The 26,082-nt window shown below is 37.5% G+C and carries 22 protein-coding genes; 12 read left to right on the forward strand and 10 right to left on the reverse strand.

What is annotated here, in order from left to right; translation table 11 throughout:
* Nucleotides 1–71: 71 nt before the first annotated feature.
* From ACG916_RS17305 to ACG916_RS17350, 10 genes are all read left to right on the forward strand, one after another.
* Nucleotides 72–1,049 (forward strand): ribonuclease Z, encoded by a 978-nt coding sequence (locus ACG916_RS17305; protein WP_419327743.1) that lies wholly within the window; start codon nt 72–74, stop codon nt 1,047–1,049.
* A gap of 590 nt (nt 1,050–1,639) precedes the next feature.
* Nucleotides 1,640–3,271, forward strand: a complete 1,632-nt coding sequence (locus ACG916_RS17310) for a TROVE domain-containing protein (RefSeq protein WP_419327742.1) — start codon at nt 1,640–1,642, stop codon at nt 3,269–3,271.
* 1,167 nt (nt 3,272–4,438) lie between these two features.
* Nucleotides 4,439–4,720, forward strand: coding sequence for a hypothetical protein (locus ACG916_RS17315; RefSeq protein WP_224963817.1), 282 nt, complete (start codon nt 4,439–4,441; stop codon nt 4,718–4,720).
* Between the two features lie 722 nt (nt 4,721–5,442).
* Nucleotides 5,443–6,708 (forward strand): RtcB family protein, encoded by a 1,266-nt coding sequence (locus tag ACG916_RS17320; protein ID WP_419327818.1) that lies wholly within the window; start codon nt 5,443–5,445, stop codon nt 6,706–6,708.
* A gap of 3 nt (nt 6,709–6,711) precedes the next feature.
* Nucleotides 6,712–7,182: a hypothetical protein gene (locus ACG916_RS17325; RefSeq protein WP_419327741.1), complete on the forward strand. Its 471-nt coding sequence runs from the start codon at nt 6,712–6,714 to the stop codon at nt 7,180–7,182.
* Nucleotides 7,183–7,187: 5 nt separating this feature from the next.
* Nucleotides 7,188–7,592: a DUF7684 family protein gene (locus ACG916_RS17330; RefSeq protein ID WP_419327740.1), complete on the forward strand. Its 405-nt coding sequence runs from the start codon at nt 7,188–7,190 to the stop codon at nt 7,590–7,592.
* Between the two features lie 26 nt (nt 7,593–7,618).
* Nucleotides 7,619–8,080 carry a DIP1984 family protein gene (locus tag ACG916_RS17335; RefSeq protein WP_336954417.1) on the forward strand — a complete coding sequence of 154 codons (462 nt, stop codon included), beginning with the start codon at nt 7,619–7,621 and terminating at the stop codon, nt 8,078–8,080.
* A gap of 487 nt (nt 8,081–8,567) precedes the next feature.
* On the forward strand, nt 8,568–8,846 hold the full coding sequence (locus ACG916_RS17340) for a CPCC family cysteine-rich protein (RefSeq protein WP_051671060.1): 279 nt from the start codon (nt 8,568–8,570) through the stop codon (nt 8,844–8,846).
* Nucleotides 8,824–9,855, forward strand: coding sequence for an RNA 3'-terminal phosphate cyclase (rtcA, locus tag ACG916_RS17345; protein WP_335955376.1), 1,032 nt, complete (start codon nt 8,824–8,826; stop codon nt 9,853–9,855). Before ACG916_RS17340 ends, rtcA begins: the two co-directional genes overlap by 23 nt.
* A 186-nt stretch (nt 9,856–10,041) precedes the next feature.
* On the forward strand, nt 10,042–10,485 hold the full coding sequence (locus tag ACG916_RS17350) for a DUF2147 domain-containing protein (protein WP_105713769.1): 444 nt from the start codon (nt 10,042–10,044) through the stop codon (nt 10,483–10,485).
* 86 nt (nt 10,486–10,571) lie between these two features.
* On the opposite strand, the gene ACG916_RS17355 is transcribed toward ACG916_RS17350, so the two are convergent.
* The 4 genes from ACG916_RS17355 to pheA form a co-directional block, all read right to left on the reverse strand.
* Nucleotides 10,572–11,156, reverse strand: coding sequence for a GAD-like domain-containing protein (locus ACG916_RS17355; protein ID WP_419327739.1), 585 nt, complete (start codon nt 11,154–11,156; stop codon nt 10,572–10,574).
* Between the two features lie 20 nt (nt 11,157–11,176).
* A complete protein-coding gene (locus tag ACG916_RS17360) occupies nt 11,177–11,557 on the reverse strand; it encodes a hypothetical protein (RefSeq protein ID WP_419327738.1) in 381 nt (126 codons plus the stop codon).
* Between the two features lie 118 nt (nt 11,558–11,675).
* The gene (locus tag ACG916_RS17365; RefSeq protein WP_336954411.1) at nt 11,676–13,922 is read right to left on the reverse strand and encodes a bifunctional prephenate dehydrogenase/3-phosphoshikimate 1-carboxyvinyltransferase; all 2,247 of its coding nucleotides are present in this window, start codon (nt 13,920–13,922) and stop codon (nt 11,676–11,678) included.
* Nucleotides 13,923–13,954: 32 nt separating this feature from the next.
* Nucleotides 13,955–15,061 carry a prephenate dehydratase gene (gene pheA / locus ACG916_RS17370; RefSeq protein ID WP_419327737.1) on the reverse strand — a complete coding sequence of 369 codons (1,107 nt, stop codon included), beginning with the start codon at nt 15,059–15,061 and terminating at the stop codon, nt 13,955–13,957.
* 251 nt (nt 15,062–15,312) lie between these two features.
* Here pheA and ACG916_RS17375 point away from each other — a divergent pair, with 251 nt between their 5' ends.
* Entirely contained in the window at nt 15,313–15,831 is a 519-nt protein-coding gene (locus ACG916_RS17375; RefSeq protein WP_336954410.1) for a DJ-1/PfpI/YhbO family deglycase/protease, read from the forward strand.
* Between the two features lie 85 nt (nt 15,832–15,916).
* On the opposite strand, the gene ACG916_RS17380 is transcribed toward ACG916_RS17375, so the two are convergent.
* Together ACG916_RS17380 and sohB are read right to left on the reverse strand one after the other, a co-directional pair.
* Nucleotides 15,917–17,059, reverse strand: coding sequence for an acyl-CoA dehydrogenase family protein (locus ACG916_RS17380; RefSeq protein WP_224963824.1), 1,143 nt, complete (start codon nt 17,057–17,059; stop codon nt 15,917–15,919).
* Between the two features lie 194 nt (nt 17,060–17,253).
* The gene (gene sohB, locus ACG916_RS17385) at nt 17,254–18,225 is read right to left on the reverse strand and encodes a protease SohB (protein ID WP_336954479.1); all 972 of its coding nucleotides are present in this window, start codon (nt 18,223–18,225) and stop codon (nt 17,254–17,256) included.
* A 619-nt stretch (nt 18,226–18,844) separates the two neighbouring features.
* Between sohB and ACG916_RS17390 the strand changes: the two genes are divergently transcribed.
* Nucleotides 18,845–20,191: a dicarboxylate/amino acid:cation symporter gene (locus tag ACG916_RS17390; protein WP_419301466.1), complete on the forward strand. Its 1,347-nt coding sequence runs from the start codon at nt 18,845–18,847 to the stop codon at nt 20,189–20,191.
* 559 nt (nt 20,192–20,750) lie between these two features.
* Here the strand turns inward: ACG916_RS17390 and pstB are convergent.
* The 4 genes from pstB to ACG916_RS17410 all read right to left on the reverse strand — a co-directional run bounded on the left by pstB (nt 20,751) and on the right by ACG916_RS17410 (nt 25,561).
* A complete protein-coding gene (pstB, locus tag ACG916_RS17395) occupies nt 20,751–21,662 on the reverse strand; it encodes a phosphate ABC transporter ATP-binding protein PstB (protein ID WP_336954409.1) in 912 nt (303 codons plus the stop codon).
* 17 nt (nt 21,663–21,679) lie between these two features.
* On the reverse strand, nt 21,680–23,074 hold the full coding sequence (gene pstA / locus ACG916_RS17400) for a phosphate ABC transporter permease PstA (protein WP_419327736.1): 1,395 nt from the start codon (nt 23,072–23,074) through the stop codon (nt 21,680–21,682).
* On the reverse strand, nt 23,071–24,450 hold the full coding sequence (gene pstC / locus ACG916_RS17405) for a phosphate ABC transporter permease subunit PstC (protein WP_336954407.1): 1,380 nt from the start codon (nt 24,448–24,450) through the stop codon (nt 23,071–23,073). Before pstC ends, pstA begins: the two co-directional genes overlap by 4 nt.
* 103 nt (nt 24,451–24,553) lie before the next feature.
* Nucleotides 24,554–25,561 carry a substrate-binding domain-containing protein gene (locus ACG916_RS17410; protein WP_096734464.1) on the reverse strand — a complete coding sequence of 336 codons (1,008 nt, stop codon included), beginning with the start codon at nt 25,559–25,561 and terminating at the stop codon, nt 24,554–24,556.
* Between the last annotated feature and the right edge of the window lie 521 nt (nt 25,562–26,082).

The raw sequence follows: 26,082 nt of genomic DNA on the forward strand, positions 1-26,082 counted from the left end.
GAATCCACCCTGCTTTGTTGTAAAAACAATCATAGAAAACATTTTAAATATTCAATAGGTTTTAATTCCTCATGTTACAGTTTACATTCTTAGGGACATCCTCTGGTGTGCCCACATTAACACGCAATGTGTCAGGTTTAGCGATTCATTATTGCAAAAGCAAAGACTGGATATTGGTTGATGCAGGCGAAGGTACACAGCATCGTATTCAACAAGCAAAACTCTCTTTACAACATTTAAAAGCCATTTGCATTACGCATGTACACGGCGATCATTGTTATGGCTTGATGGGTTTACTGGCAAGTGCTGGTATGAATGCACGTAAAGATCCAATCACGCTAATTGCACCCAAAGAAATTCAGCAATGGTTAGAAGTTACCTGTCAATTCACTGAACTTTTTCTGCCTTATCCAATACATTTTATCGATGTAAATACTTTGACGAATCCCTTTCAATTGGATGAGCATATTTCCATTAACGTTCATCACTTACACCACCGTGTGACAAGTTATGCTTATGGTTTTAAAGCGACACAAACTCAGCGCAAACTCAATGTTGACGTTTTAAATCAACTCAAAATTCCAAAAGGTAAACTATGGGGTGATCTACAACAAGGTCAAAATATTGAGTGGAATGGGCAGTCCGTCTTAAGTCAAGAGGTTCTCATTCAAAACACTCAAAGTGTTTATGCCATTGTCGGTGGAGATAACGATCAGCCAGAATTACTATCGAACGCTTGTCAGGATGCAGCACTGCTGATTCATGAAACAACCTATACTCAATCGATATTAGACAAAGTAGGCGCAGGCCCAATGCACAGTTCTGCGAAAATGGTCGCTGAGTTTGCAGAATCGATTCAACTACCTAATTTAATTGCAACGCATCTCAGTGCCCGTTACCACGATGCACAAGGTGTGCAAACCATTGGTAATGAAATTGCCCAGTACTATCATGGCAATTTTTACATTGCTGATGATTTTGATCAGTATGAACTAAATATGCATGGCGAATTAACACCGTTTCGCACTGGGAAACCCTGGGAAAAGTAATTTTCCCAACTTCAATTTAACGCTATGCAATATTATTGAATCATAGATGGTCGTTCTATCGTGTGGAGATATGGATATCGCCCATTGTGTAGGAATGCTGGGTACAGGATCTATCCCTCGCCCAACATGAGCAAAACAAAGCTCAGCTTTGTTTGCAGCGCAAGGTTTGGCCTCATCTCCAAAAGGTGTGGCAGTGTAAGCTTTTTATATTCAAATAGTTTATTCCGCCATGCAATTAATTTAATTAAAAATATGAATTAAAAAAAACATCTTTTTGTGCCTGAGTTTTTAATAGGTTGACTATATCCCAACTAACTTTGCTTTTAGCTGGAGTTAGTGTCCTTTTTTATTTGCACAACATTAGGCTCATTGATTTTTATTTTAAAAATAGAAATAAAGATAAAAATCTATAAATAAAGATATTTTATTTTATACCTTTTAAATTTAAAAACAAATAACCACTGAACTTTTAAATTTTTAAACTTATAAAATCAGTCACTTAAAAATAAAATTTCATTCCAAAACAAAACTTGGCACACTCTCTGCAATATCTATCTCAAGAAATTAAAAAATCACTTGAGGATGCTGTCATGGCGAACAAGACAATTTTTGCCTCTAAACAACAGGCAAAACCAAAAACCATTGAATACAACGAAGCTGGTGGTCGCGCATATAAATTAAAATCTCGTGCCGCATTAGCGCAGCTTGCTGCAACAGGTACACTGAATCAGACCTTTTATCAAAATGCACAAGTGCAACTTGATAATATTCTAAACCTAGCGCTTGAAGTAGAGCCTGAATTTGTGGCTAAAACTGCAATTTATGCACGCCAAAAGGCACATATGAAAGATACACCTGTAGTGTTATTGGCTTTACTTTCTGAACTTGATGCAGAATTATTTAAGCAAGTTTTTCCTTTGATTATTGATAATGGAAAACAGTTGAGAAATTTTGTTCAAATCATGCGCTCTGGAATGATTGGTCGTAAGTCATTAGGTTCATTACCGAAACGTATGGTCAATAAATGGATTCTTTCAGCATCGGATCAACAATTGATTGCGGCCAATATTGGAAACAGCCCTTCACTTGCCGATGTGTTAAAAATGACTCATCCAAAACCAAAGACAGTTCAACACGATGCTTTTTTTGCCTATGTCTTAGGAAAAGAATACCAACTTGTCCAATTACCGACTCAAGTGCAGGCATTGGAAGAGTTTCGATTGGGAACAGCAACACAAGTACCTAAAGTACCGATGCAGCTTCTAACCAATTTAAATTTGAATGCGAAACAATGGGCCGAAATTGCAAAAAATGGTTCTTGGCAAATGCTACGTATGAACTTAAATACCTTCTTACGCCATGATGTTTTTAAAATCAAAGGAATGACAAAAATCATTGCCGATAAATTGATGGATGAGCAAGCCATAGCCAAAAGTCGAGTATTTCCATATCAATTGATGATGGCTTGGTCAGCACTTGCAGAGGATATGCCACATGAAATTGCCAATGCGCTAAAGTTTGCTATGCAGCGTGCCATCGCCAATGTACCGAAACTTGAAGGAAATGTGGTGATTGCGATTGATGTTTCCGGTTCGATGTCAAGTTCTGTGACAGGTTATCGTCAGGGTGCAACCTCTCAGTTACGTTGCGTAGATGCTGCTGCATTATTTGCTAGTGCATTTAAATATGTAAATCCAAATATTCGTTTGATGCCGTTTGATACTGAAGTTCGTCAATTATCCAATTTCAGCAAAGTACAGGAATATTTAAAACGAAAACATTTTGGAAAACAGCAAAATTCAGAAATTGATATTTTTGCTTTGGCTAAAAAGTTTGCCAGCATGTGTGGTGGAGGAACTGATTGCTCTAAGCCTTTGGAACTGTTAGTGAAAGAAAATGCCAAAGTTGATATGGTAATTTTCTTCTCTGATAATGAATCATGGGCAGATCAAGTTCCAAGATCACACCGAAAAACTGGGATGATGCATTATTGGAAACAGCTAAAACAGCATAACCCAGATGCAAAACTGGTGTGTGTTGATCTGCAACCCTATACCACTACGCAAATGCCTGAACATAGCGATGTGATGAATGTCGGTGGGTTTTCCGATACGGTATTTCAACTGATTGAAAGTTTTGCCAAAAATGAAATGCATGCAGATCATTGGGTAAACGAAATTGAAAAAATAGATATTACACAAACTCAGCTTTATGCAAGTTGAATGTATAAACAAATTTGATCGAGTCTCTTCAAGTGTTTACATTTAACAATGTCCACACTTGATAAGACTGGGTTAGATAAAAAGCACAAATGCCATAGGAACTACATTTCAAGATTATGCTGTTTCTATATTTAATTGTTGTGCTAAGTAAGAAATTGCCAAATGCAGATAGAACTACATTACTTTGAATAATTGATGTTTTATCGACACCTTTGTTGGCAAAATACATCGCATAAAATGCGTTAAGGACTACATCTTTAATGCGTAGGTCGGTGGTTCAAATCCACCCTTTTCACGCTTTTGCAAGTTTGAAAAGTAGCTCAGTTGGATAGAGCAACGAAACGTCTTTAACATTTTGTTTATGCAAAGCAGTAAAAGAATCAAATGCTTCAAGGACTACATCTTAAAATTGACGTCATCGGTGGTTCGAATCCACCCCATCATTTCGATGATGGTCGCCAAGCGGTAAGGCACGAACGTCTTTGAAAAACTTGTTGATTCACTTGTAGGGCAGTATATGAAAATATACTGGGGTCATCAGTCCATCAAATACGCATAGGACTACATTAGAATTCACAGATCAGAGGTTAGATTCCTCTGCTGTATATACATACAGTCGCTTAAAGCAAAAGCGGTGAATTGTTTGTCTTATAATCAAATTTGTTGATGGGCTTAGACCTATGTTTAAACGATCAAATGCCTGTTGGATTACATCACGATCTCACGCACAGTATTTCGGGTACTGCACATATCCAACACCAACTTTTTTGATCTTGTATAAGCAATAATGAAAGTAGATCAAATGCTTTGAGGACTACATTACGCGTTTGTCGGTGCTTCGATACCCCCCTGTATGACAAGATACAGTAGCTCAGTTGGTAGAGCCACGACTGTCTTCAGCCTTTTGTTGATGTACTCTCATTATAATAAATAGATTTACACGATAAGCAGTCACGAATATAAATTGGATTACATGGTAACGCCTTAGTGCAGGGTTTAAACCCTCCTATCGTGTTCACTCACAATATCCAATCTTAACGTTTGTGGCTGCTTTTCTTTTTAAACTTATCATGTTTAAAAGCGATGCTTGTGAATCAACAAAAAATTTGCTAGCTTGGAGTCTCAACTTAAAACCAAAGACAGGTGTCAGTCTGTAAAACGCAAATCATGTCTATACAAGTTATTGTTGACGATAACAATCTTGATCTTGCTTTAGAGAAACTAAGAGTCAAAAAGTACTATTTAGAAACTAACCACTGGTATAAGAAATGCCAGAACTATCATGAAAAACCGCCAAGTAAAAGTCGTAAAAAAAGCGAACTGAAACTTTTACATGGGCATAGTCAAATCCTAGAAGATGATCCTCTCGCACTGAGGTTAAAAATCCATATCGAAGAACATTATCAACCAACTGATGATAATACGATATGGGATATGAACAAAAATTAAGATTCACAAATTTCATCAAATCTAGTTTGGGAGAAGAAATTCTCCCAAGCTAGGTTTCATACTATAATCTGTAACATGATAAATATCCTGAATAATAACAATGCGTACTTGGTTTGCTTTCCTCTTATTTCCTTTAGTAATTTTTATATTCTTATTTTTCTTCTACGTCATTTTTTTGCTTTCACTCACTTTGGGTTGCGGTTTCCAGCAAGAAGATATCCCAACCTGCTCAAAAATTTATTATTTTTCAATTATATCAACATTCCCAATAGCTATTTGGCTCGGCTATTTTACAACTAAATTTGCACCACATTGCGGAAGATATTTCCTTAGTAGTATTTATAGCCTAATATTTTCAATCACTTTATTTGCCTATTTACAAGGCTCTAAAATAAGCCTCATCTTTTCAATTGGTTTTAGCCTACTTTTCTTATTATGTCTAGGAATTGGTTGTTTTATATTTCATTTAAAATATAAAAATAGATAAATTACTATCTAAAATAATATTTAAATTAGCATAGTTTTTTTAAAATATACATTTTAAATAAAATTTAAATTTATCTATTTATTATAAATCAATATCTTATAAACCAAAATCAATTGAAAAACAAAGTTGGCACACTCTCTGCAATATATAGAGCATACATCATGAGATGTATATAAATATCACCTGCCTGCATCCGCTTGGCAGGCAGGTTTTGAAAAGGATCAAAGCAATGACGATGTTAGTCGCAGAAAAAATCGAAAAACAAACTTCCTTAGCACAGGAACGTACTTATAACGTAATTCAGGATGCTAAAGGTGTTCCTATAAAAATGTGGACCAAAGGTGTCCCTGTTGATGAGAAATCGAAAGACCAATTATTAAAAACAGCGCAAATGCCTTTTATTTATAAATGGATGGCAGTAATGCCAGATGTACATGTAGGAATCGGAGCAACGATTGGAAGTGTAATTCCAACCAAAGGCGCAATCATCCCTGCTGCTGTCGGTGTAGATATTGGCTGTGGAATGATGGCTGCACGTACTTCGCTAAGCGCATCAGATTTACCAGATAACTTATACGCACTGCGTACCGAACTTGAACGTTTAATTCCGCATGGTATGACCAAAGGTCGTGGTCGTCGTGACCAAGGTTCATGGGATACACCTACTGCACGTGTTGATCAGGCTTGGGCTGAGTTGGTGACTGATTTTGAATATATCTGTGCCAAGCATCCCCGTTTGAAAAATACCAACAACCATAAACAGTTGGGTACTTTGGGAACAGGAAACCATTTTGTTGAAGTCTGTTTAGATGAGCATCAACAAGTATGGATTATGTTGCACTCAGGTTCTCGTGGTGTAGGAAATGCGATTGGTAATCACTTTATTGAGCTTGCACGTAAAGATATGCAAAAGCACTTTATTAATCTGCCTGATAAAGATTTAGCTTATTTAGTGGAAGGGACTGAACACTTTGATGATTATTGGTTTGCAGTGGGTTGGGCACAACGATTTGCCATGAAAAACCGTGAGTTAATGATGGAAGCTGCGGTTCAAGCTTTACGAATCATCATCAACAAACCATTTAATGCCAAAGTTGAAGCCGTTAATTGCCACCATAATTATGTGGATAAAGAAGAACACTTTGGTCAGGAAGTACTGGTAACACGTAAAGGTGCTGTACGTGCCCGTTTGGGTGAGTATGGAATTATTCCGGGTTCAATGGGTGCCAAGTCTTTTATTGTCAAAGGTAAGGGAAATCAGGAGTCTTTCTGTTCATGTTCGCATGGGGCTGGGCGTGTACATAGCCGTACTGCGGCAAAAAAGTTGTTTACTGTGGAAGATCAGATTGAACAAACCAAAGGTGTGGAATGCCGTAAAGATGCAGCCGTGATTGATGAGATTCCATCTGCGTATAAGCCAATTGAAGATGTGATGAAAGCACAAAGTGATTTAGTGGAAGTGGTTTATACCTTAAGTCAGGTTGTTTGTGTAAAGGGTTAGTTGATGCATAAATTAGGGAGATTAAATCACTCATTTATTTCTATTGAATTAAAAATGTTTGATCATGGCTGGGCTGCTTTAATTTTCAAATATGATCAACTAGAAATCTCAATAGATTTATCAGATGTTTATGATCCGTTTCAAGATTTGGTGAATTGGGGGTGGAATATTCAACAAAATATTCTGCCAGCCTCTATTGAGATAGATGAAGAAGGTCATGTTGTTAAAATTGTTACAGAAAACTCGATTATAGAGGATCAATTAATTATTCGATTTATTGCAAGGTCTTTTGTGCATACTCTTAAATTGAATAAGTATTTTTTTCTGAACACTTTGAAACAAGAAATACAACGTTTTTTTGAAAATGATTTTAATCAACATGAATGGCATGAAATTTACCCAGTACGTAATCTACCATTTTTCTGTATTAACGACTGGGTACTTAATCACACTTGGATTAATCAAAATGAGTAATACCAATGGATCGCTCTAAACAAGTCAAGATCAGTCATTACGATCTTTTGGCTAATCAAGCAATCCATCTTGAATTACCACAAGAGCCATACATTGTTGTGCTAGCAATACATAACAACAATGTAACCAATGATTGGCGCAATCAATGCAGTGATTGGATTGTAAAATCTGAACAATGCTATTGGGCTTTAGCTTGGGGCCATGAATGTTCAATTTGGGATGATGCATTGGATTATTCTTATTTAGAATTTTGTAATTATGATCTACCTAAAGACGATGATTATAATTTCATGACCACTTGGCATGAAAATCAAACTTTAGAAGATGTTATCAAATTTGCCGGATCAATCCCAATTGATACTTTACCCCAGCAAACTTTATATGAAATCGTTGTGTTAAATATTTATTGACTATTAAAAGCGATAAGGAAAATAAAATGAAACTTGCAGAAGCACTTTTATTACGAAGCGATCAACAAAAGAAACTCGCTTCATTAAAACAACGTATCAATGCAAACGTATTGGTACAAGACGGTGATGAGCCATCCGAGGATCCAAATGAGTTATTAAAGCAAGTATTTGCATTAACTCAAGAATCCCAAAAACTTGTTTATGCCATTCATCAAACCAATGCTTTGGCAAAATTAACAGATGGTCGTTCATTATTGGCTTTACTTACTCAACGTGATGAGCTTGTAGAGCGTCATAAAATTTTAACGTCTGCTATCAGCAATACACAACGTGAGCCTGATCGCTATAGTACACGTGAAATCAAATGGCATAAGGTCATTCGAGTATCATCATTGCAAAAACAATCCGATGATATCAGTGCCAAATTACGCGACTTGAATGTATTGATACAAGCCACCAATTGGCAAGTTGATTTACTTGACGTTTAAAGCCATCATTTAAAAGCTTTGATAGGGCTTACCCTATCAGATCTCGAAATATATTGGGCGAGTACAAGATCTAAGGCTGCATAGATTGAAATAAAAGTCAGCATCATTTTTGGGTAATGACAGCGAAGCGGATTTAGAGCGGAAACGCACTAATCAAATCCATCACCTATCAGCACTTAAACCTTTGTGAATCAGAGTGACTATTTACACAGCATTACCACGTACTGACAATATATTTCACCTTTTCTCAAGTGATTCGTCATTTGAGAAAACCCGAACATACTGGGCGAGTGCAAGATCCCCTACCTCCACAACACAGGATTGAAAATAAGGTGTAGTGGCTTGATGAGCGAGCGGGTTAGCTTAAAACTTTAAGCACAAATCAACCCATCACTACGTACAAGGCAAACCTTTGTGAAAGCAAAGTTACAATGCACCGAGCATCACCATGCACTGACAGTATGTTCACCCCTTTTTGGAATTTTTAATGAATTACCCTTGTTCTTGTTGTCATCATTACACGAGAGATCAACCTTCGGGTAATTTTGACTTTGAGATTTGTCCAGTTTGTTTTTGGGAAGATGATCCTGTACAAAATATTCATCCAAATTCAAAAAGTGGTGCAAATGCAATCTCATTAGCAGAAGCACAAGATAATTATCAACAATATGGTGTAAGTGAATTACGGTTTTTAAAACATGTTCGAAAACCGAATGATTTAGAAAGAAATGATGAAGAACAAAATGAACACATTAGTAAAAAATAAAGCCATCCAAATTGATGGCTCACAAGGCGAAGGTGGAGGGCAAATTTTAAGAACTGCCCTTTCATTGTCTATGTTAACGGGTATTCCATTTGAGCTTGTGAATATTCGTGCAGGGCGCAAAAAGCCGGGCTTAATGCGACAGCATTTAGTCTGTGTACAAGCATCACAACGCATCAGTAATGCCATTGTGGAAGGTGCTGAACTACATTCACAAAAATTATATTTTCAGCCCCAACAAGTTCAGGCGGGTAAATATGATTTTCATATTGGTTCAGCCGGTAGCACAGTATTGGTTTTACAAACACTACTGCCTGCACTGATGATGCAAAATGAAATCAGTCACATCAGTATCCACGGCGGAACACATAATCCAATGGCACCGACTGCAGATTTCATAGAGTCTTGTTTTCTACCTGCTCTTCATAAACTTGGAATAAAGGTTGATTTTGAATGTGAACGTGCTGGTTTCTTTCCAATTGGTGCGGGTCAAATCAATATTACTACTTATCCTTGGATAGATAAGCTTGAATATTCAGTATTAGATAAAGGCAAATTACTGGAAATACGTGGCTATGCCGCTGCCTTAAATATTCAACAGAATATTGCGGATCGTGAACTGGAAGTATTGCATAATAAATTGAGTTTAAGCCAACGTAATAGACTAAACTTTCAAGGGATTAGCCAAGGGAATACAGCTTTTGTGGTGTTAGATTACCAACACCATCAACAAGTATTTTCTGCGTTAGGTGAAATGAAGAAAAGTGCAGAAAAAGTAGCGCATGATTTAGCCAAAGAAGTTAAATCCTTTTTAGCTTGCGATGCTGTGGCTGACGAATATCTAGCAGACCAACTTTTATTGCCTTTAGCTTTAGGTAAAGGCGGTGCGTTTACTGCTCAAGTTGTCAGTGAACACACCACAACACAAGCTGAAATGATTCAAAAATTCTTAGATTGTGAAATTCACTTTGAAGCAATCAATGATATTTTTAAGGTGAGTGTCATCACATAAGCTTCAGCTATGCTAAATCCAGTTTACAAGCTCATCAATTGCTTATCTTTATGTGCCAATTCATTTTAAATTTCATACTTATTGGCACATTATGTAAATAAATGACCCAACTATTCATTATATAATCAACGCCTTAAATAAGTATGATTTTTAAAGTAGAAAATACCCACTTAAGGAATAAGGGAAATGATGAGAGTTTTATTGGGGACAGCATGTATCGCATTTTTAACATCGACAGCTTTTGCAGAAGATATCGTGGGAACTTGGCGTTATATCGATGACAAAACTGGTGAAGCAAAGGGACTGGTTAAAATTGAAAAACAAAGTAACGGTACCTATGCGGGTACAGCATTAAAAGCAACACCACGCCCAGGCTACACCCCAAAAGAATTTTGCACCAATTGCCCTGCACCTTATACCAACAAGCCAATTATTGGCTTACAGGTAATCTCTGGGCTAAAGACAGATGATCATGTGAGTTATACTGATGGGAAAATTATTGACCCAGTTTCAGGTAAAATCTATCGATTAAAAGGTAAAGTCAGCCCAAATGGCAAGAAACTATTTCTTCGTGGATATTTAGGTATTTCAGCGGTAGGTCGTAGCCAAACATGGTTACGTGTCGAGTAATAGCATAATTTAATTCATAATAGAAATGACAGTTTTATCTCACTCAAACTGTCATTTCTAAGCATCTATTTTGAATGATTTTTAAATCAGTTATTCACAGCAAGTTGATATAAAAAAGCTAAATGTGTGGCTGCATCACCTTTATCTAAATTGAGATCACTAGCACGCCCACCTAATCTCAGTGCAGGAAGATAACAATACATTTGATTATCAACTAATTTACCATATTGAGTTTGTGCCTTTGCTAAGGCTGATTTTTCTAAAAATTGCTCAATGATCTCATCATCACAAATCCAGTCATTAAAAAAATCTGTTAATGACCAAGCTGTTACCCCAATTTCCGAGTTGTGTGGATCAATAAAGGATATATCTTCATCGCCATCTTCGCTTAATAAGCGATAATAAAACACCAAACCAAATGCTGAAATAGCAATGGGTAACCGAGTCATATCAGGTTGATCTTTCATTAACCATGACCAAAGCACATCTTGATAAAGCTCAGGGTTAATGATCTGTAACAAACCGTTACCATAGAAGCCAAAACCATGATTTTGCCAAAGCTCTAAGAGCGCTTCAGGTAAATATGCTTGATATTTTTTTACAGTTTCAGGGCTTACTGTGTTTCCCGCCTGATCTACTGAAAATTTATCGATAAATGCTTGTAATTGCATAGCTATCCCCTAGGCTCTGCTTATACTTTCCATTCAAATCCACTAAACGCATCATCTTCTTTTAACGTATTTTCTACAGCATTTGCCAATTGTTTAATCATACTCTGGGTTGCTATCTTCTTAAACCACGCTTGTTCTTCATCAGCATGGGCTGAAATTTCACAAGTTAATAATCCTTGATCATTTAAATGACAATTAACCCCCAAACCAATTGGATGATTTTCTACGCTGACAGCAAGGTCTTCATCGGAGTATGTTGTTTCCGCTTTGAAGCCATATTGAGACAGTTGTTTTAACAACAAAGTCGTCACATATTCCTGAGTGACATAACATGCATTTTCACCATGGTTGTGACTGTTAATATGATTCTCACAGTTTGCTGTAAATTGTAATGTTCTCATTGCTTCATCCAAAAGGCTTTATAGTTGTATGGTTTTAGAATAAGCAATATAAACAAAACAGCCAAGCATTTGCTTGGCTGTTTTTAATTAATTATACAAATATTAGACAAGGACTGATTTATTCCGTGACTTCAATCTGAAGCCCCGCCTGATTGGTGAGTTCAGTAAATGTGGGGAAACTTGTTGCTACTGTTTCAGTGCCAATAATCTTAATCTCGCCAGAGTTACGTAAACCCGCCATCGAAAAACTCATTGCAATACGATGGTCATGGTGCGATTCAATTTCACCGCCAGAGAAAATAGCAGACCAGTCGCCCGATTTACCTTTTCCTTCAATGATGATGCCATCATCAGTTGGCGTACAATCAATCCCCATGGTTTTTAAACCATCTGCCATCACTTGGATACGATCAGACTCTTTAACCCGTAATTCGGCAGCACCTGTCAACACCGTTTTCCCTTCAGCACATGCAGCAGCAATAAACAAAGATGGAAACTCATCAATTGCCAACGGTACTTGATCTTCAGGCATATGAATGCCTTTCAGTGTACGGGTACCACGGATACGTATATCAGCAATCGGCTCACCGCCTGCAATTCGTTCATTTTCAACAGTTAAGTCTGCACCCATTTGCTTAAGGATTTCGATTACACCTGTACGAGTTGGATTAATCCCAACAGCTTCAAGGGTAATATCTGAACCTTCAGTAATGGCAGCACCCACCATAAAAAATGCAGCAGAAGAAATATCAGAAGGCACTTGAATCTCTGTCCCAACCAACTTGCCACCACCTTGGAGTGAAATACGGTTACCTTCCGTTTTCACAGCATAACCAAAAGCACGTAACATACGCTCAGTATGGTCACGGGTTGGTTCAGGTTCAGTCACAGAGGTTTCTCCCTCTGCCCATAGACCTGCCAATAAAATTCCAGATTTGACTTGCGCAGATGCCATTGGCAAATCGTAATGAATCCCTTTCAGTGCTTGAGCGCCAGTGATAGAAACAGGCGGAGTACCACGTTCACCCGTGGTTTGAATTTGCGCACCCATTTCACGTAAAGGTTTTGCAATACGCTCCATTGGACGCTTAGACAAAGACGCATCACCCGTCATCACAGAGTCAAACTGTTGTGCTGAAAGCATGCCTGAAAGCAAACGCATCGATGTACCAGAATTACCCATGTACAGTGCCGTTTTGGGTGCTTTTAAACCATGAATACCCACACCATGTATGATCACTTCACCATTTTTAGGGCCTTCAATACTGACACCCATATCACGAAATGCTTGAAGTGTTGCTAAAGCATCTTCACCTTCTAGGAAACCTGTAACATGGGTTGTACCTTCAGCGATTGCACCAAACATGATGGAACGATGTGACACTGACTTGTCACCCGGCACGGTAAATTTACCTTTAAATGTCTTCTCACCCGGCAAAATGGTAAATTGTTGTGTCACCTTATTTTTCTCCATCAAAGGTTTATTGGCGAGCATATGATTGAAATGCTGTCGTGCCGCTTGTGCATGTCCTAGCAATCCCATCAGGGCTTGTGAATTCTCATCTTCAATCAGTTGACGTAATGTCGCAAGTTGCGTTTCAAAACCATCAACTGCTTTCAATATGGCTGTTTTATTGGCAAAAAATATATCATGCCACATCTGCGGATCACTGGCAGCAATACGTGAGAAGTCACGAAAACCTCCAGCGGCATAACGGAAAATATCTAGGTTATCTTCACGATTTGCAAGCTGTTCGACCAGATTAAATGCCATTAGATGCGGTAAATGACTGGTATGTGCCAACACTTCATCATGTTTGTCCACATCCATACAAATGACTTCAGCTTTTGCAGCCTGCCAAAGCTGAATCAGTTTTTCAACTGCCCAATCAGCACTAGTCGGCAACGGCGTTAGGATCACTTTATGATTTACAAACAAGTCAACTTTACCGGCATGGACACCTGTATGTTCTGCGCCAGCAATTGGATGACCAGGTACAAAACCTACAGGAAGATTTTCACCATAAACAGCATGTGCCGCAGCCACCACATTCCCTTTGGTACTTCCGACATCGGTAATGATGGCATTTTCAGAAACATAAGCTTGAATCGTTTCAAGTACTTTCTGTGTCGCGCGAACGGGTAAAGCCAGAACGATTAAATCTGCATCTTTTACAGCGTCTACAGGATCACTAAAACCCGCAGAAATAATTCCTAAAGCTTTTGCATCTTCCAATGTTTTTTTTGAGCGTGTTGATGCAACAACATTTTCAGCAAGATGTTCCGCTGCAATCACACGGGCTAGACTTGAACCAATCAATCCAAGTCCAATAAAAGCAACTTTTTTAAATAAAGGTTGTGACATAACGATTTTGAACTACCTATTTCACAACGACATCAAAGCACAGCAATCGGATATGAACCCAGTACACGTACTTCTTTAACCAGTGGGCGAATATCTTCAATCGCCGCTTTAACATTGTCCTGTTCCACATGACCTTCAAGATCAATGAAGAATACATAAGCCCATTTTTCAGGTAATGCTGGTCGGGTTTCAATACTGGTCAAACTAATGTTGTGTTTTGCAAATGGTGCAAGAATTTCCAATAAAGCCCCTGCACGGTCATGTGCTGAAATCAGTAATGAGGTTTTATCATTGCCACTTTGTGGTACTTTTTCACGACCAATGACCAAGAATCGTGTGGTATTTTCAGGATTATCTTCAATATTGCCGTGGAGAACCTCTAAGTCGTAAATACTTGCAGCCACATCAGATGCAATTGCTGCTGAATGCCATTCATTGCGTATACGGCGAGCAGCCTCTGCATTTGAGCTTAAAGCTACACGTTCTACACCCGGATAATGTGCATCCAACCACTTACGACATTGCGCAAGGGTTTGTTGATGTGCATAAATTTGTTTAATACTGTCTTTACGGGTATTTGAAGAAATCAGGAATTGGTGATGAATACGCAATTCAACTTCACCAATCACATTTAAATGTGATGCTTTAAAACAGTCTAAAGTATGGTTGACTACACCTTCAGATGAGTTTTCAACTGGAACTAAACCATAATGTGCACTGCTCGCTTCAACTTCACGAAACACTTCATCGATCGTTGGTAGTGGACGAACCACAGCATCCTGACCAAAATGTTTTAATACAGCAGAATGTGTATAAGTGCCGACTGGACCTAAAAATGCAATACTTTGTGGTGCTTCAAGTGCCAAACATGCAGACATAATTTCACGGAATAAACGTGCCATGGTTTGATCTGACAATGGCCCTTCATTGCGCTCCATAACTTGACGTAAAACCTGTGCTTCACGTTCAGGACGATAAAATAACGGATTCTCTTCTGCTGCAAATTTTGCTTTAGCAACTGATTCGGCCAGTTTTGCACGGCGATTGATAAGTTGTTGGATTTGCTGATCTACAGAGTCAATATCTTCACGGATTTGAGCAAGATCTAGAGAAGTCGTTTTTTGATCATCGTTGATCATTGTTATGTCGCCCTTTAAAGTCGAGAATTACGAGAAGTCTATGTTTTAGACCACTGACAGTATAACAATAGTTCAGTTTAATTTGTTGGGCAATAGTGCATTTTTCAATGTTTCACTTCCAACTTATATATTGAATAAAATGTCATCACTTTATAAATTTTCTGACCACAAAATGAATTACAAAGCAGCTATAGAATTTTAAACATTGCGCTCTATGATAAAAAGCATAAGCGCATTTCGAGTCATAGAATATGAATAAAAAAATCGCTGTTCTCATTACCCATGATTTCGAAGATGCGGAATATCATCATCCCGTTGAAGCTTTTCGAGCTGCAAGCCATTCTGTGCGCAATATTGAAAAGTCTGCGGGGAATATTGTGTATAGCAAACAAAGAAAATCTTCGGTCAGTATAGATTTAGGCATTGATGAAATCTCTGTTCGGGATTTTGATGCGCTGATGATTCCGGGTGGCTATTCCCCTTATCATCTTAAAGAAGATGAACGCTTTATTGATTTTTTACGTAATTTTGCCAATGCGCAAAAACCTATTTTTTTATGTTGTTACAGTAGCCATTTGCTTATCGATGCACAAATTGCCATTGGACGGCGCTTAACCTCAATTGAAGATATCCTCAAAGAACTTAAAGAAGCTGGCGCTGTGGTTTTTGATCGCGAAGTGGTAAACGACAACAATTTATATATTTCTTCACGTTCAACTTTTGAGTTACCTATCTTTATCAATGAATGTTTAAATGTATTAAGTGCTTAATCCCTAAACCTTGATAATAAAAAACCTTCTTTAAATAAAGAAGGTTTTTTATTTGAATACTTTATCGTTGCTATTTATTTATGCATTATCGACCAATGATGCCACGCGCCACGATTTCTTTCATGATTTCATTTGTTCCACCATAAATACGCTGAATACGTGCATCTACAAAGAAACGAGAAATTGGATATTCCGTCATATAGCCATAACCACCAAACAGTTGTAACAAGCTATCGATGATTTTCATCTGCATATCAGTACTAAAACTTTTTAAAGCCGCTGCTGTTTCAACATCCAATTTACTTTGTTTATATAAAGCTAAATTTTGGTTATAGAATGCTGCTGTTGCCAACTCATCAATTTTTGCTTGAGCCAAAACAAAACGCGTATTTTGGAAGCTGCCAATTTTCTGACCAAATGCTTGACGTTCCTGTACATACTGAGTGGTAATATCGATTGCACCACGAATTGCACCAAGTGCCGTTGCTGCAATTGCAGTACGTTCACGAGGTAACTCTTGCATCAAATAGGCAAAACCTTGACCTGCGCTACCTAACAATTGATTTGCTGGAACTTTAACATTATCAAAGAAAAGTTCTGAGGTATCTTGCGAATGCAAACCAATTTTATCGAGGTTGGTGCCCTTTTTAAATCCATCTAGATGTGTATCAACCAATAAAAGTGACACACCTTTTGCACGCGCTTGTGGATCAGTTTTTGCTGCCAATACCACTAAATCTGCATGCTGACCATTTGAAATAAACGTTTTAGAACCATTCAAAATATAATGGTCACCATTTAAAATTGCACTACTACGCATCCCTTGTAAGTCTGAACCCGCGCCCGGTTCCGTCATCCCTATTGCGCCCACCACTTCACCTGACACCATTTTCGGTAACCAGTATTGTTTTTGTTCTTCGTTGGCAATATGCAAAATATAAGGAGCTGCTATTTCTGAATGACATGAAATTGCGGTAGACAAGGCACCATAGCCTGCACGTGCAGACTCTTCAACTAACATCAATGAATATTCAGTTGGAACGCCGTAACCACCATACGCTTCAGGCACATCCACACAAAGATAGCCATTTTCACCCAATAATGACCATACTGAACGTGGCATTAAACCTTCTTTTTCCCATTGCTCATAAAATGGAGCAACGTGTTCACTCATAAAACGTTTAAAGTTATCACGAAAAAGTTCTAAATCTGCATCATATGCCAACATGTCTTGTATTCCTTTCAATCTGAGTTTTTGATTTTATGATCCCTAGCATGCTAATCATTTTTTACGGACTTGTCATGACCACATGAGGTCATTTTTTCTGAGCATTTTTGCGAATAAAGAAAAGACTTTTCTATAAAAAAAGAGTAATCAGCTTTCACCAATTACTCTTTAGGTTGTCAATAAACAATTAAAACTTAGAATTTATCGTCTTTAAACATCGGTAAAGAAGAATTTAGCTTGGTGATCTCACTCATCAATTTATTCACGACAGATGGAATTAAGGCATCTGCCATTTGTGCAGCCTGCAAACCTAACTTCTCGCCAAGTGTTGGCTTACGACGTGTTTGAATCACATATACATCATGTTGTGGCAGTAAGCTCAGCAAATATTCATCTGAAGTTTGCAATTTATCCACTAAATTTAAATTACGCGCATCTTCACCATACCAATGTTCACCTGTAGCAACTTTTTCCACATTGAGTTGTGGGCGATATTTTTCAACAAAATGCTTAAATAATTGATGTGTTTGTTGTAACTCTTCTTCAAATTTTGCTTTACCTTCTGGAGTGTTTTCACCAAACATCGTCACAGTACGTTTAAACTGACCAGCAGTATATAGCTCAAAATCAACATGATGCTCTTTCAACAGTCTATTAAAATTGGGCACTTGAGCAACAACACCAATCGAACCAACCACAGCAAAAGGTGCAGAGACGATTTCACTTGCGATACATGCCATCATATAACCGCCACTCGCAGCTACTTTATCCACACAAATCGTCAGATTAAAGCCTGCATCACGTAAACGAACTAATTGTGCAGCTGCAAGACCATAACCATGCACCATACCACCTGGGCTTTCTAAACGTACGATGACACGATCACGCCCTGCTTTTGCTGTCGCAAGAATTAAGGTAATTTCTTCTCGTAAATTCTCAACCGCTGAAGCTTGTACATCTCCTTTAAAATCCAATACATAGATTTTTTGATTATTCTTTTTACGTATACGAGCTTCTTTTACAAACTGTTGAGTCAGTTGAAACAGTTCCAATTTCGATGCAGTAGACTGAGCAATTCTTTTTCTTTGCTCATTAATTCGAGCATTTAAATGACTAATGCGAAGTTCTGCGGGTACTTTAGGTAAATGGAATAACATAGAATTTATAATCTCGAATATTTGAGGAAATGCTTTTCTAATAAGATGCGGACGGATCAGGTAAATTTCAATACACTTTTTGAAAAATTCGACAAAGCTAAACTCACTTAGGCTATATAAAGTATAAAAGTCGGTCTTATTAAGACTTTTGAAAATACAATAACCAAATTTAAGTTATGAATAATATAGCTTTTTTTTATACTTTAAAACGCATTAAAATTCGAGTAAAGATGCACATCGTGAATAAATTAAGATTTTATTAATAGTTTTTACATCTAAGTTAAGCTTTGATGATTTGATTATATTCAGCGACTTTATCTTGAAAATAAGCCAAATGCCACTTAGTAGAACTTTTGCTGGCTTTTCTTATGACAAATTCACATAAAAAAACATAGACATGTTTATATCAAACGAATAATACAAATAAACATATATCACACATTTTTAAAATTTATATTAGCTTATTTAGCAGCTCTTTTTATCTAAATAACATATTTGTTATTTTGATTAAACTATTTAAAATCAACACGTTAAAAAGAATAATTACATTTTTAAAATTTATGAACATTTGCGTGTCATTTCTTTAAAAAATGTTTAATTTTATCAACATCAAGGATAAGGATTGAGTATGGATATCTCCTCACACGATGAACACCTACCCCCTAAAAAACAAAAGTTTTATCAAATCCTCTATGTTCAGGTTATTTTTGCCATTGTACTTGGTATCCTTCTTGGACACTTTTGGCCAGATATTGGTGCAAGTTTAAAACCATTAGGTGATGCATTTATTAAACTGGTTAAAATGATTATTGCACCTGTTATTTTCTTGACGGTTGTCACTGGAATATCAGGCATGAAACATATGGGAACTGTAGGACGAGTAACCGGTAAAGCGATGCTTTATTTCCTAACATTCTCAACACTCGCATTAATCGTCGGGATGATTGTTGCCAATATTATTAAACCAGGACAAGGTTTAAATATTGACCCTACATCATTAAAATCAGAGAAAGTTGTTGAGTACGCTGAAAAAGCACATGACGCTTCGATTGTCGACTTCTTGCTGAATATTCTTCCAACAACCATCGTTAGCCCATTAACCAGTGGTGATATTCTACAAGTTCTATTTGTTGCCGTATTATTTGGTTTATCCTTAGCTGCGGTAGGCGAAAAAGGTCAACCGATTGTAGATTTCTTAAATAACCTTACAGCACCTGTATTCCATTTAGTTGGAATGCTGATGAAATTTGCTCCGATTGGTGCTTTTGGTGCAATGGCATTTACAATTGGTAAGTATGGTATTGAAAGTATTGGAAATCTTTTACTTTTAATTATGACGTTCTATATCACTGCCTTACTCTTTATTTTGGTTATTTTGGGTGCAGTGGCGCGCTACAATGGATTTAGAATTACAGATCTAATTCGCTATATCAAAGATGAATTATGGTTAGTTTTAGGGACCAGTTCATCTGAAGCCGCACTTCCATCATTGATGCGTAAAATGGAAAAAGCAGGCTGCGAAAAATCTGTAGTCGGCTTGGTTATTCCTACTGGTTATTCATTTAACCTAGATGGTACCAACATCTATATGACGATGGCGGCGCTCTTTATTGCACAAGCCTGCAATATCGATTTGAGTATTCAAGACCAAATCTTATTATTGCTCGTTGCAATGCTAAGCTCTAAAGGCGCTGCTGGTGTTACAGGTGCTGGATTTATTACCTTAGCAGCCACATTATCTGTTGTTCCAGCAGTTCCTGTTGCAGGTATGGCTTTGATTCTAGGTATTGACCGCTTTATGTCTGAATGCCGTGCACTGACCAATTTAGTCGGTAATGCGTGTGCAACGATTGTTGTGGCACGTTGGGACAATGCTTTAGACAAAGACAAACTGGCTACTGCATTCGCTCATCCGAGTAAAGCACACTATGACGCTAAAGCAGTTGAACAACATCGTGAAGATCCAATCGATTAAAAACATACTATAAGCAATCTTGGTAATAAGAAGGAGCTTTTGAGCTCCTTTTTTATATAAAGCAACTATGAATAGCTCAGAAAATTACAAATAACAATCAACTGCTATTCGCATATAAAATAAAGCCCTAACTGAAAAATATGTTTAATACACAAAGTTTAAAATGATGTATGTCTTAAAAAAGCCTTTGTCTAATTTCCCGCTCTTATAAGCTCAAATAATTAAGCATTTATTTCATGGCACTTATATTGAAATATGAACGCATAGCTCATCTATTCCTACCTCTTAAATTATTTAGCCTTACCCATTCTTATTAAATTGGTTTTATTAAAAAATACTAGACTTAACTAAAACTGCATTACATCCCTATTTCAGCACCCAACAAAGAAAAGATTTAGACAATCAATTTATTATTTGGCAGCTTAGGTTTTTAATTTTTTTATCTACCATTCTCATAAATTTAATTCATTGTCTCAAATTTTTATATGCTTTATCTATAGAAAAAGAGCCTTACGGCTCTTTAATTTCACAACTAAACTGGACTTAATCAGTGCTCGACTTAACCAAAACGACCAGTAATATAAGCTTCAGTCAATTGGTGATCTGGTTGAGTAAAGACTTTCTCTGTAGAGTTAACTTCGATTAAGTCTCCTAAATGAAAGTAGGCTGTACGGTCAGAGACACGTGCTGCTTGTTGCATGGAGTGGGTTACAATTGCGATTGTATATTGTGCAGAAAGCTCAGAGATTAACTCCTCAACTTTTGCTGTCGCAATCGGATCAAGTGCAGAACATGGTTCATCCATTAAAATCACGTCTGGGCTTACAGCAATTGTTCGCGCAATACACAAACGTTGTTGCTGACCACCAGAAAGACCTGTGCCTGGCTGACTTAAACGATCTTTAACTTCATCCCACAAACCTGCTTTACGCAAACTATTTTCAACAATCTCTTCTAAATCATACTTATCTTTGGCTAAACCATGTAGTTTAGGCCCATAAGCAACATTATCAAAAATTGATTTAGGAAACGGGTTTGGTTTTTGAAATACCATTCCGACTTGAGCACGAAGCAATACAACATCTAGATTTGGATCATAAATATCTTGATTATCTAAACGCACTTTACCTGTTACACGACAAGTATCAATCGTATCATTCATACGGTTTAAGGTGCGTAAAAATGTTGATTTACCACAACCTGATGGACCAATAAATGCAATCACTTCATTTTCATAAACTTGAAGATCAATACCCTTAATCGCTTCAGCTTCACCATAGTAAACATGCACATCTTCAGCACTAATTTTCACAGTTGTATTTTTTTCTTTCTTCGGCGTCGAAGACTCAAACTGGGATACAAAAGAAGTGCTTGCTTGCTTTTGCTTACTGTCAGTCGATGTAAATTGAGATTGTTCAGAATTCACGGTTGTATCCTGTCTTAAGGAATTTTTAGTTTCTACAGTATTCATCTCTATTCTGCCCTCTTTTACCAGCGAACTTCAAATTTCTTACGTAACCAAATTGCAAAGCTGTTTAGACCGACCATGAGTGCCAATAACACAATGATGGCTGCAGCCGTACGCCCTTCGAAGAAGTTACGTAATTCATTACCTTGCCATAAGTAAACTTGAACAGGTAAAGCCGTAGATTGGTCTAATGGAGATACTGGAATATTTGCAACGAAAGCACTCATACCAATTAAGAGTAATGGTGCTGTTTCACCCAATGCATGAGCAATACCAATAATCGCACCTGTCATAATCCCTGGCAGAGCCAAAGGCAATACATGGTGGAATACTGTTTGTAAACGAGAAGCACCTATACCTAACGCCGCTTGACGAATTGATGGAGGTACTGCTTTCAGTGATGCACGAGTGGTGATAATTACTGTAGGCAAGGTCATTAAACTTAATACCAAACCACCGACCAAAGGTGCGGATATAGGCAAATGCATCCAACCAATAAAAATGGCAGCGCCCAATAATCCAAATACAATCGATGGAACCGCTGCAAGGTTATTGATGTTTACCTCAATAATGTCTGTGATAAAGTTTTTTGGTGCAAACTCTTCGAGATAGATCGCACTTGCCACGCCCAATGGAATAGAAATCGCAATCACAATTAACATCATGAACAATGAACCCATAAATGCACCTGCTAAACCTGCTGTTGCAGGTGAACTTCGTGAATCAGGGTTAGTGAACATTTGTGTGTTAAAAGTTCGGTTAATAATCCCTTTTGCGGCCAAATCATCTGAAAGTTGACGTACTTCTGGGCTAAGTTGTTGTTGCTCATCAGGTAATGAACGATCGATATGACCTGCTAACCAAACATCAATATTAGCATCAGCAAGGAAGTTGAGTTCGACTGTTTTACCAATCAATGCAGGATCTTTGAAGACCATATCACGGATACGATAAGCTTCTGAGCTGGTGTAAACACCCGAAAGATCATCTCGACGGCTTTCAAGTGTAGGATCTTTTGCAATGATTGCATTTACAATCAAGGCATCCCAATCAACCATACCCATTTTAGTTTGCCAGTCTACATAACGCTCTTGAAAAACAGCAGGAGACTCCCCTACTTTTTGCGTTGGTTTTGGTCCTGCATCAATCATAGCGGGATCAAAATATACAGGTACAGTCATGCTTGCTTGCCAAAATGCTGGCAACCCTTTGTATAAAATACTTCCAAATAAGATTGCTACAAATGCCAAGCCAGTAATCACTGCTGAAAAGCCAGCAATACGGAAGGTCTTTTCTTTACGATGGCGTTTTGACAATGAGCTAGCAATTTTAGCTTTACGTTTTTCTCGCAACTCAGCAGCGGCTTGAGGATCAAATACATTTTGATCCACAGGAGATGTATTTGATGTACTCATTCGTATTGCTCACGATATTTACGCACAATATAAAGTGCGACAATGTTTAAACACAATGTAATGGTAAATAAAGTTAAACCCAGTGCAAATGCAACTAATGCCTGCGGACTTGCAAAGTCTGTATCACCTGTTAATTGTTTTACAATCGTTACTGTTACTGTGGAAACAGCTTCAAGTGGATTGATATGTAACAATGGACTATTACCAGCAGCGAGTACTACAATCATGGTTTCACCTACCGCACGAGATACTGCGAGTAAGAATGCACCAGTAATACCTGGTAAGGCAGCTGGGAGAACCACTTGGCGAATAGTTTCAGATTTGGTTGCACCTAAACCTAAAGAACCATCACGCAAAGCTCGCGGCACTTGAGTAATAATGTCATCTGATAAAGAAGATACAAATGGGATAATCATAATCCCCATTGCAAAACCCGCTGTTAGTGCGCTAGTCGCATTGACTTCAACGCCAATAGAATCACCAATTGATTTGAAGATTGGACCAAGCACCATCATGGCAAAAACACCATAAACAATGGTTGGAATACCCGCTAAAACTTCAATTGTTGGCTTTGCCCATGAACGGAATCGAGGTGAAGCATATTCAGCAAGATAAATTGCAATCATTAGACCCAGTGGAACAGCAACCAGTAGTGCAATACCACTGACCATGAGTGTTCCCCAGAGTAATGGTAGCAAACCATAACTTCCTTCGGCATTTCCTGAAGTACTAAACCCAGGATTCCACTCTGTACCAAAGAAGAAGTCGATTGGACTTACAAACTGGAAAAAGTGCATCGCTTCACTGAACATCGACATCACAATACCCACAGTTGTGAGAATCGCGACACCAGAACAGAGGATCAAAACAACATTAATAGTTTTTTCAACTTCGTTACGTGCACGAAATTGTTGACTAATTCTTTTTCTTGCCCAAATCAATCCAAGGATCGCAGCACACGTTACCACAGCAAACTTTGCAAACGAGCCAATTCTTTCAAATTTTGAGAGTTGTTCTGCAGCTGCAACCTCATAAGCTGCTGGCGTATCTGTCACACCAAAGCCAGAGGCAATTGCTTTAATACGATCTACCAGTACATCTACCCCAGCTGTATCTAGCGATGAAGCAACAGTTGCTGGAACATTTTTTAAAATTAGATGTTGTAAAACACTTGGTTCTACCAAATTCCAAACAATCAAAATTAAAAAAGCTGGGATTCCACACCACAACGCCACCAAAGAGCCATAGTAGCCAGGACGCGAATGTAAAATTGCAGTGTTATTTCCCTTACCTGCTAGGCTTCGGCTTTTTCGTAGCCCGATTTGATATGCGATAGCGATTAAAGCCAATAACACGCCAATGAGTAGCAGATTCATGTATTCTCCACCGTTTTTTCAATTTCAATGCTTTGAAAAAACTCTACTTAGCAAGGAAAGCCGATGGTAGTCACCCACCATCAGCTCCATTATTGCGGTTTTATTATTTACCAGCTTTAAAACCAGCTAATACTTTTGCACGTTCAGCATCTGACAATGAAATCAAACCAGCTTTGTCTAACTTAGAACCTTTACCAGATACCTTCTTGTTAAGGAAGTATTCAGTATATTCTTTTAAGCCTTTGATTGACTGTAAGTGTTCACCTTTTACATAGAAGTATAAAGGACGAGATACAGGGTAAGTACCATTTAAAACAGTTTGCTCAGAAGGAACAACGTTGTTCACTGTCGCAACACGTAATTTATCTTTGTTTTGGTCATAGAAACCTAAGCCAAATACACCTACCGCACTTGGAGATGTTTTTAAACGTGCTAGAGTTTCAGTATAATCACCAGCAATTTCAATTACTTTACCGTCTTTACGGAAGTTAGAACATGCTTTTTTCTGTGCATCTTTGTCTAACTTTTTGAAGTAATCGTAAGTTTCGCAACCCGCTTCAACCATTTTCTCTTGGAACACTTCACGTGTACCGTGGTTAGAAGCTGGAACAACTAAAGTAATTGGCTCATTTGGAAGCGATTTATCAATTTGGTTCCAACGTGTATATGGGTTTGGTACCAATTTACCATTTGATGGTAATTCAGCTGCTAGGGCTGCAAATACGTGTTGTGGACGTAATTTATAAGCTGCTTTACTTGCATTTGAAGCAAAAACGATACCGTCATAACCGATTTTTATTTCTTGGACTTTGTTTACGCCAGCTTTTTTACACGCTGCGATTTCAGTATCTTTAATTTTACGTGAAGCATTTGCGATATCAATTGTGTTATCGCCTACACCTGAACAGAACTGTTTAAGACCAGCAGAACTACCGCCTGAGCCAACTACAGGTGCCTTAAATTGAGGGAAAGTGTTACCAAATTCTTCAGCAACAATACTCGCATAAGGAAGTACAGTAGAAGAACCAGCGATTTGGATGGTATCACGAGCATTTGCTGCTACTGCTGCCCCTGAAACTGCTAATGCAAGTGCGATGTGATTAATGCGCATTCTTTTCTCTCTTAAATAAACTGCAATTTTGAAGTACACCACTTCTTGTTGTGTAGTACTTTTCGGATAATTGCATTTTGATTTTAAAATATGACAAATAAGTTACAGCTTTATGACGCTTTTATGATATTTGATAATTCACATTTGATTTTATTAAAAATCTTTTAAATTCAATATGTAATCAACTGTGTGCTATTTTTTAAATTTGAGGATATTACAATTCAAATTGTAATATTTCATGTGTATGTCACAAAAACTGTATTAACGTTTACATACTTAAAGCGACAATATACGTCGTATCAACCTTATTTACTCATCTAAAAACCTTTAAAATAAATAAAAAAGAGCAATTTAAATAATGAGATTAAATCGTAAAGAATGGCATGAAACTTTTCTAAAAATGGTAGCCTCAGCTAGCATGATTACATTCATTATCTATATGAGCTGTTGGATCATTTACTTTTTATTGGCACAAATTAGTCAATACAATCTGATCCAAAATATTGTTATTAGTTTTAGCT

The sequence above is a fragment of the Acinetobacter legionensis genome (assembly GCF_048552295.1).
In the GTDB taxonomy this organism is placed as follows: Bacteria; Pseudomonadota; Gammaproteobacteria; order Pseudomonadales; family Moraxellaceae; genus Acinetobacter.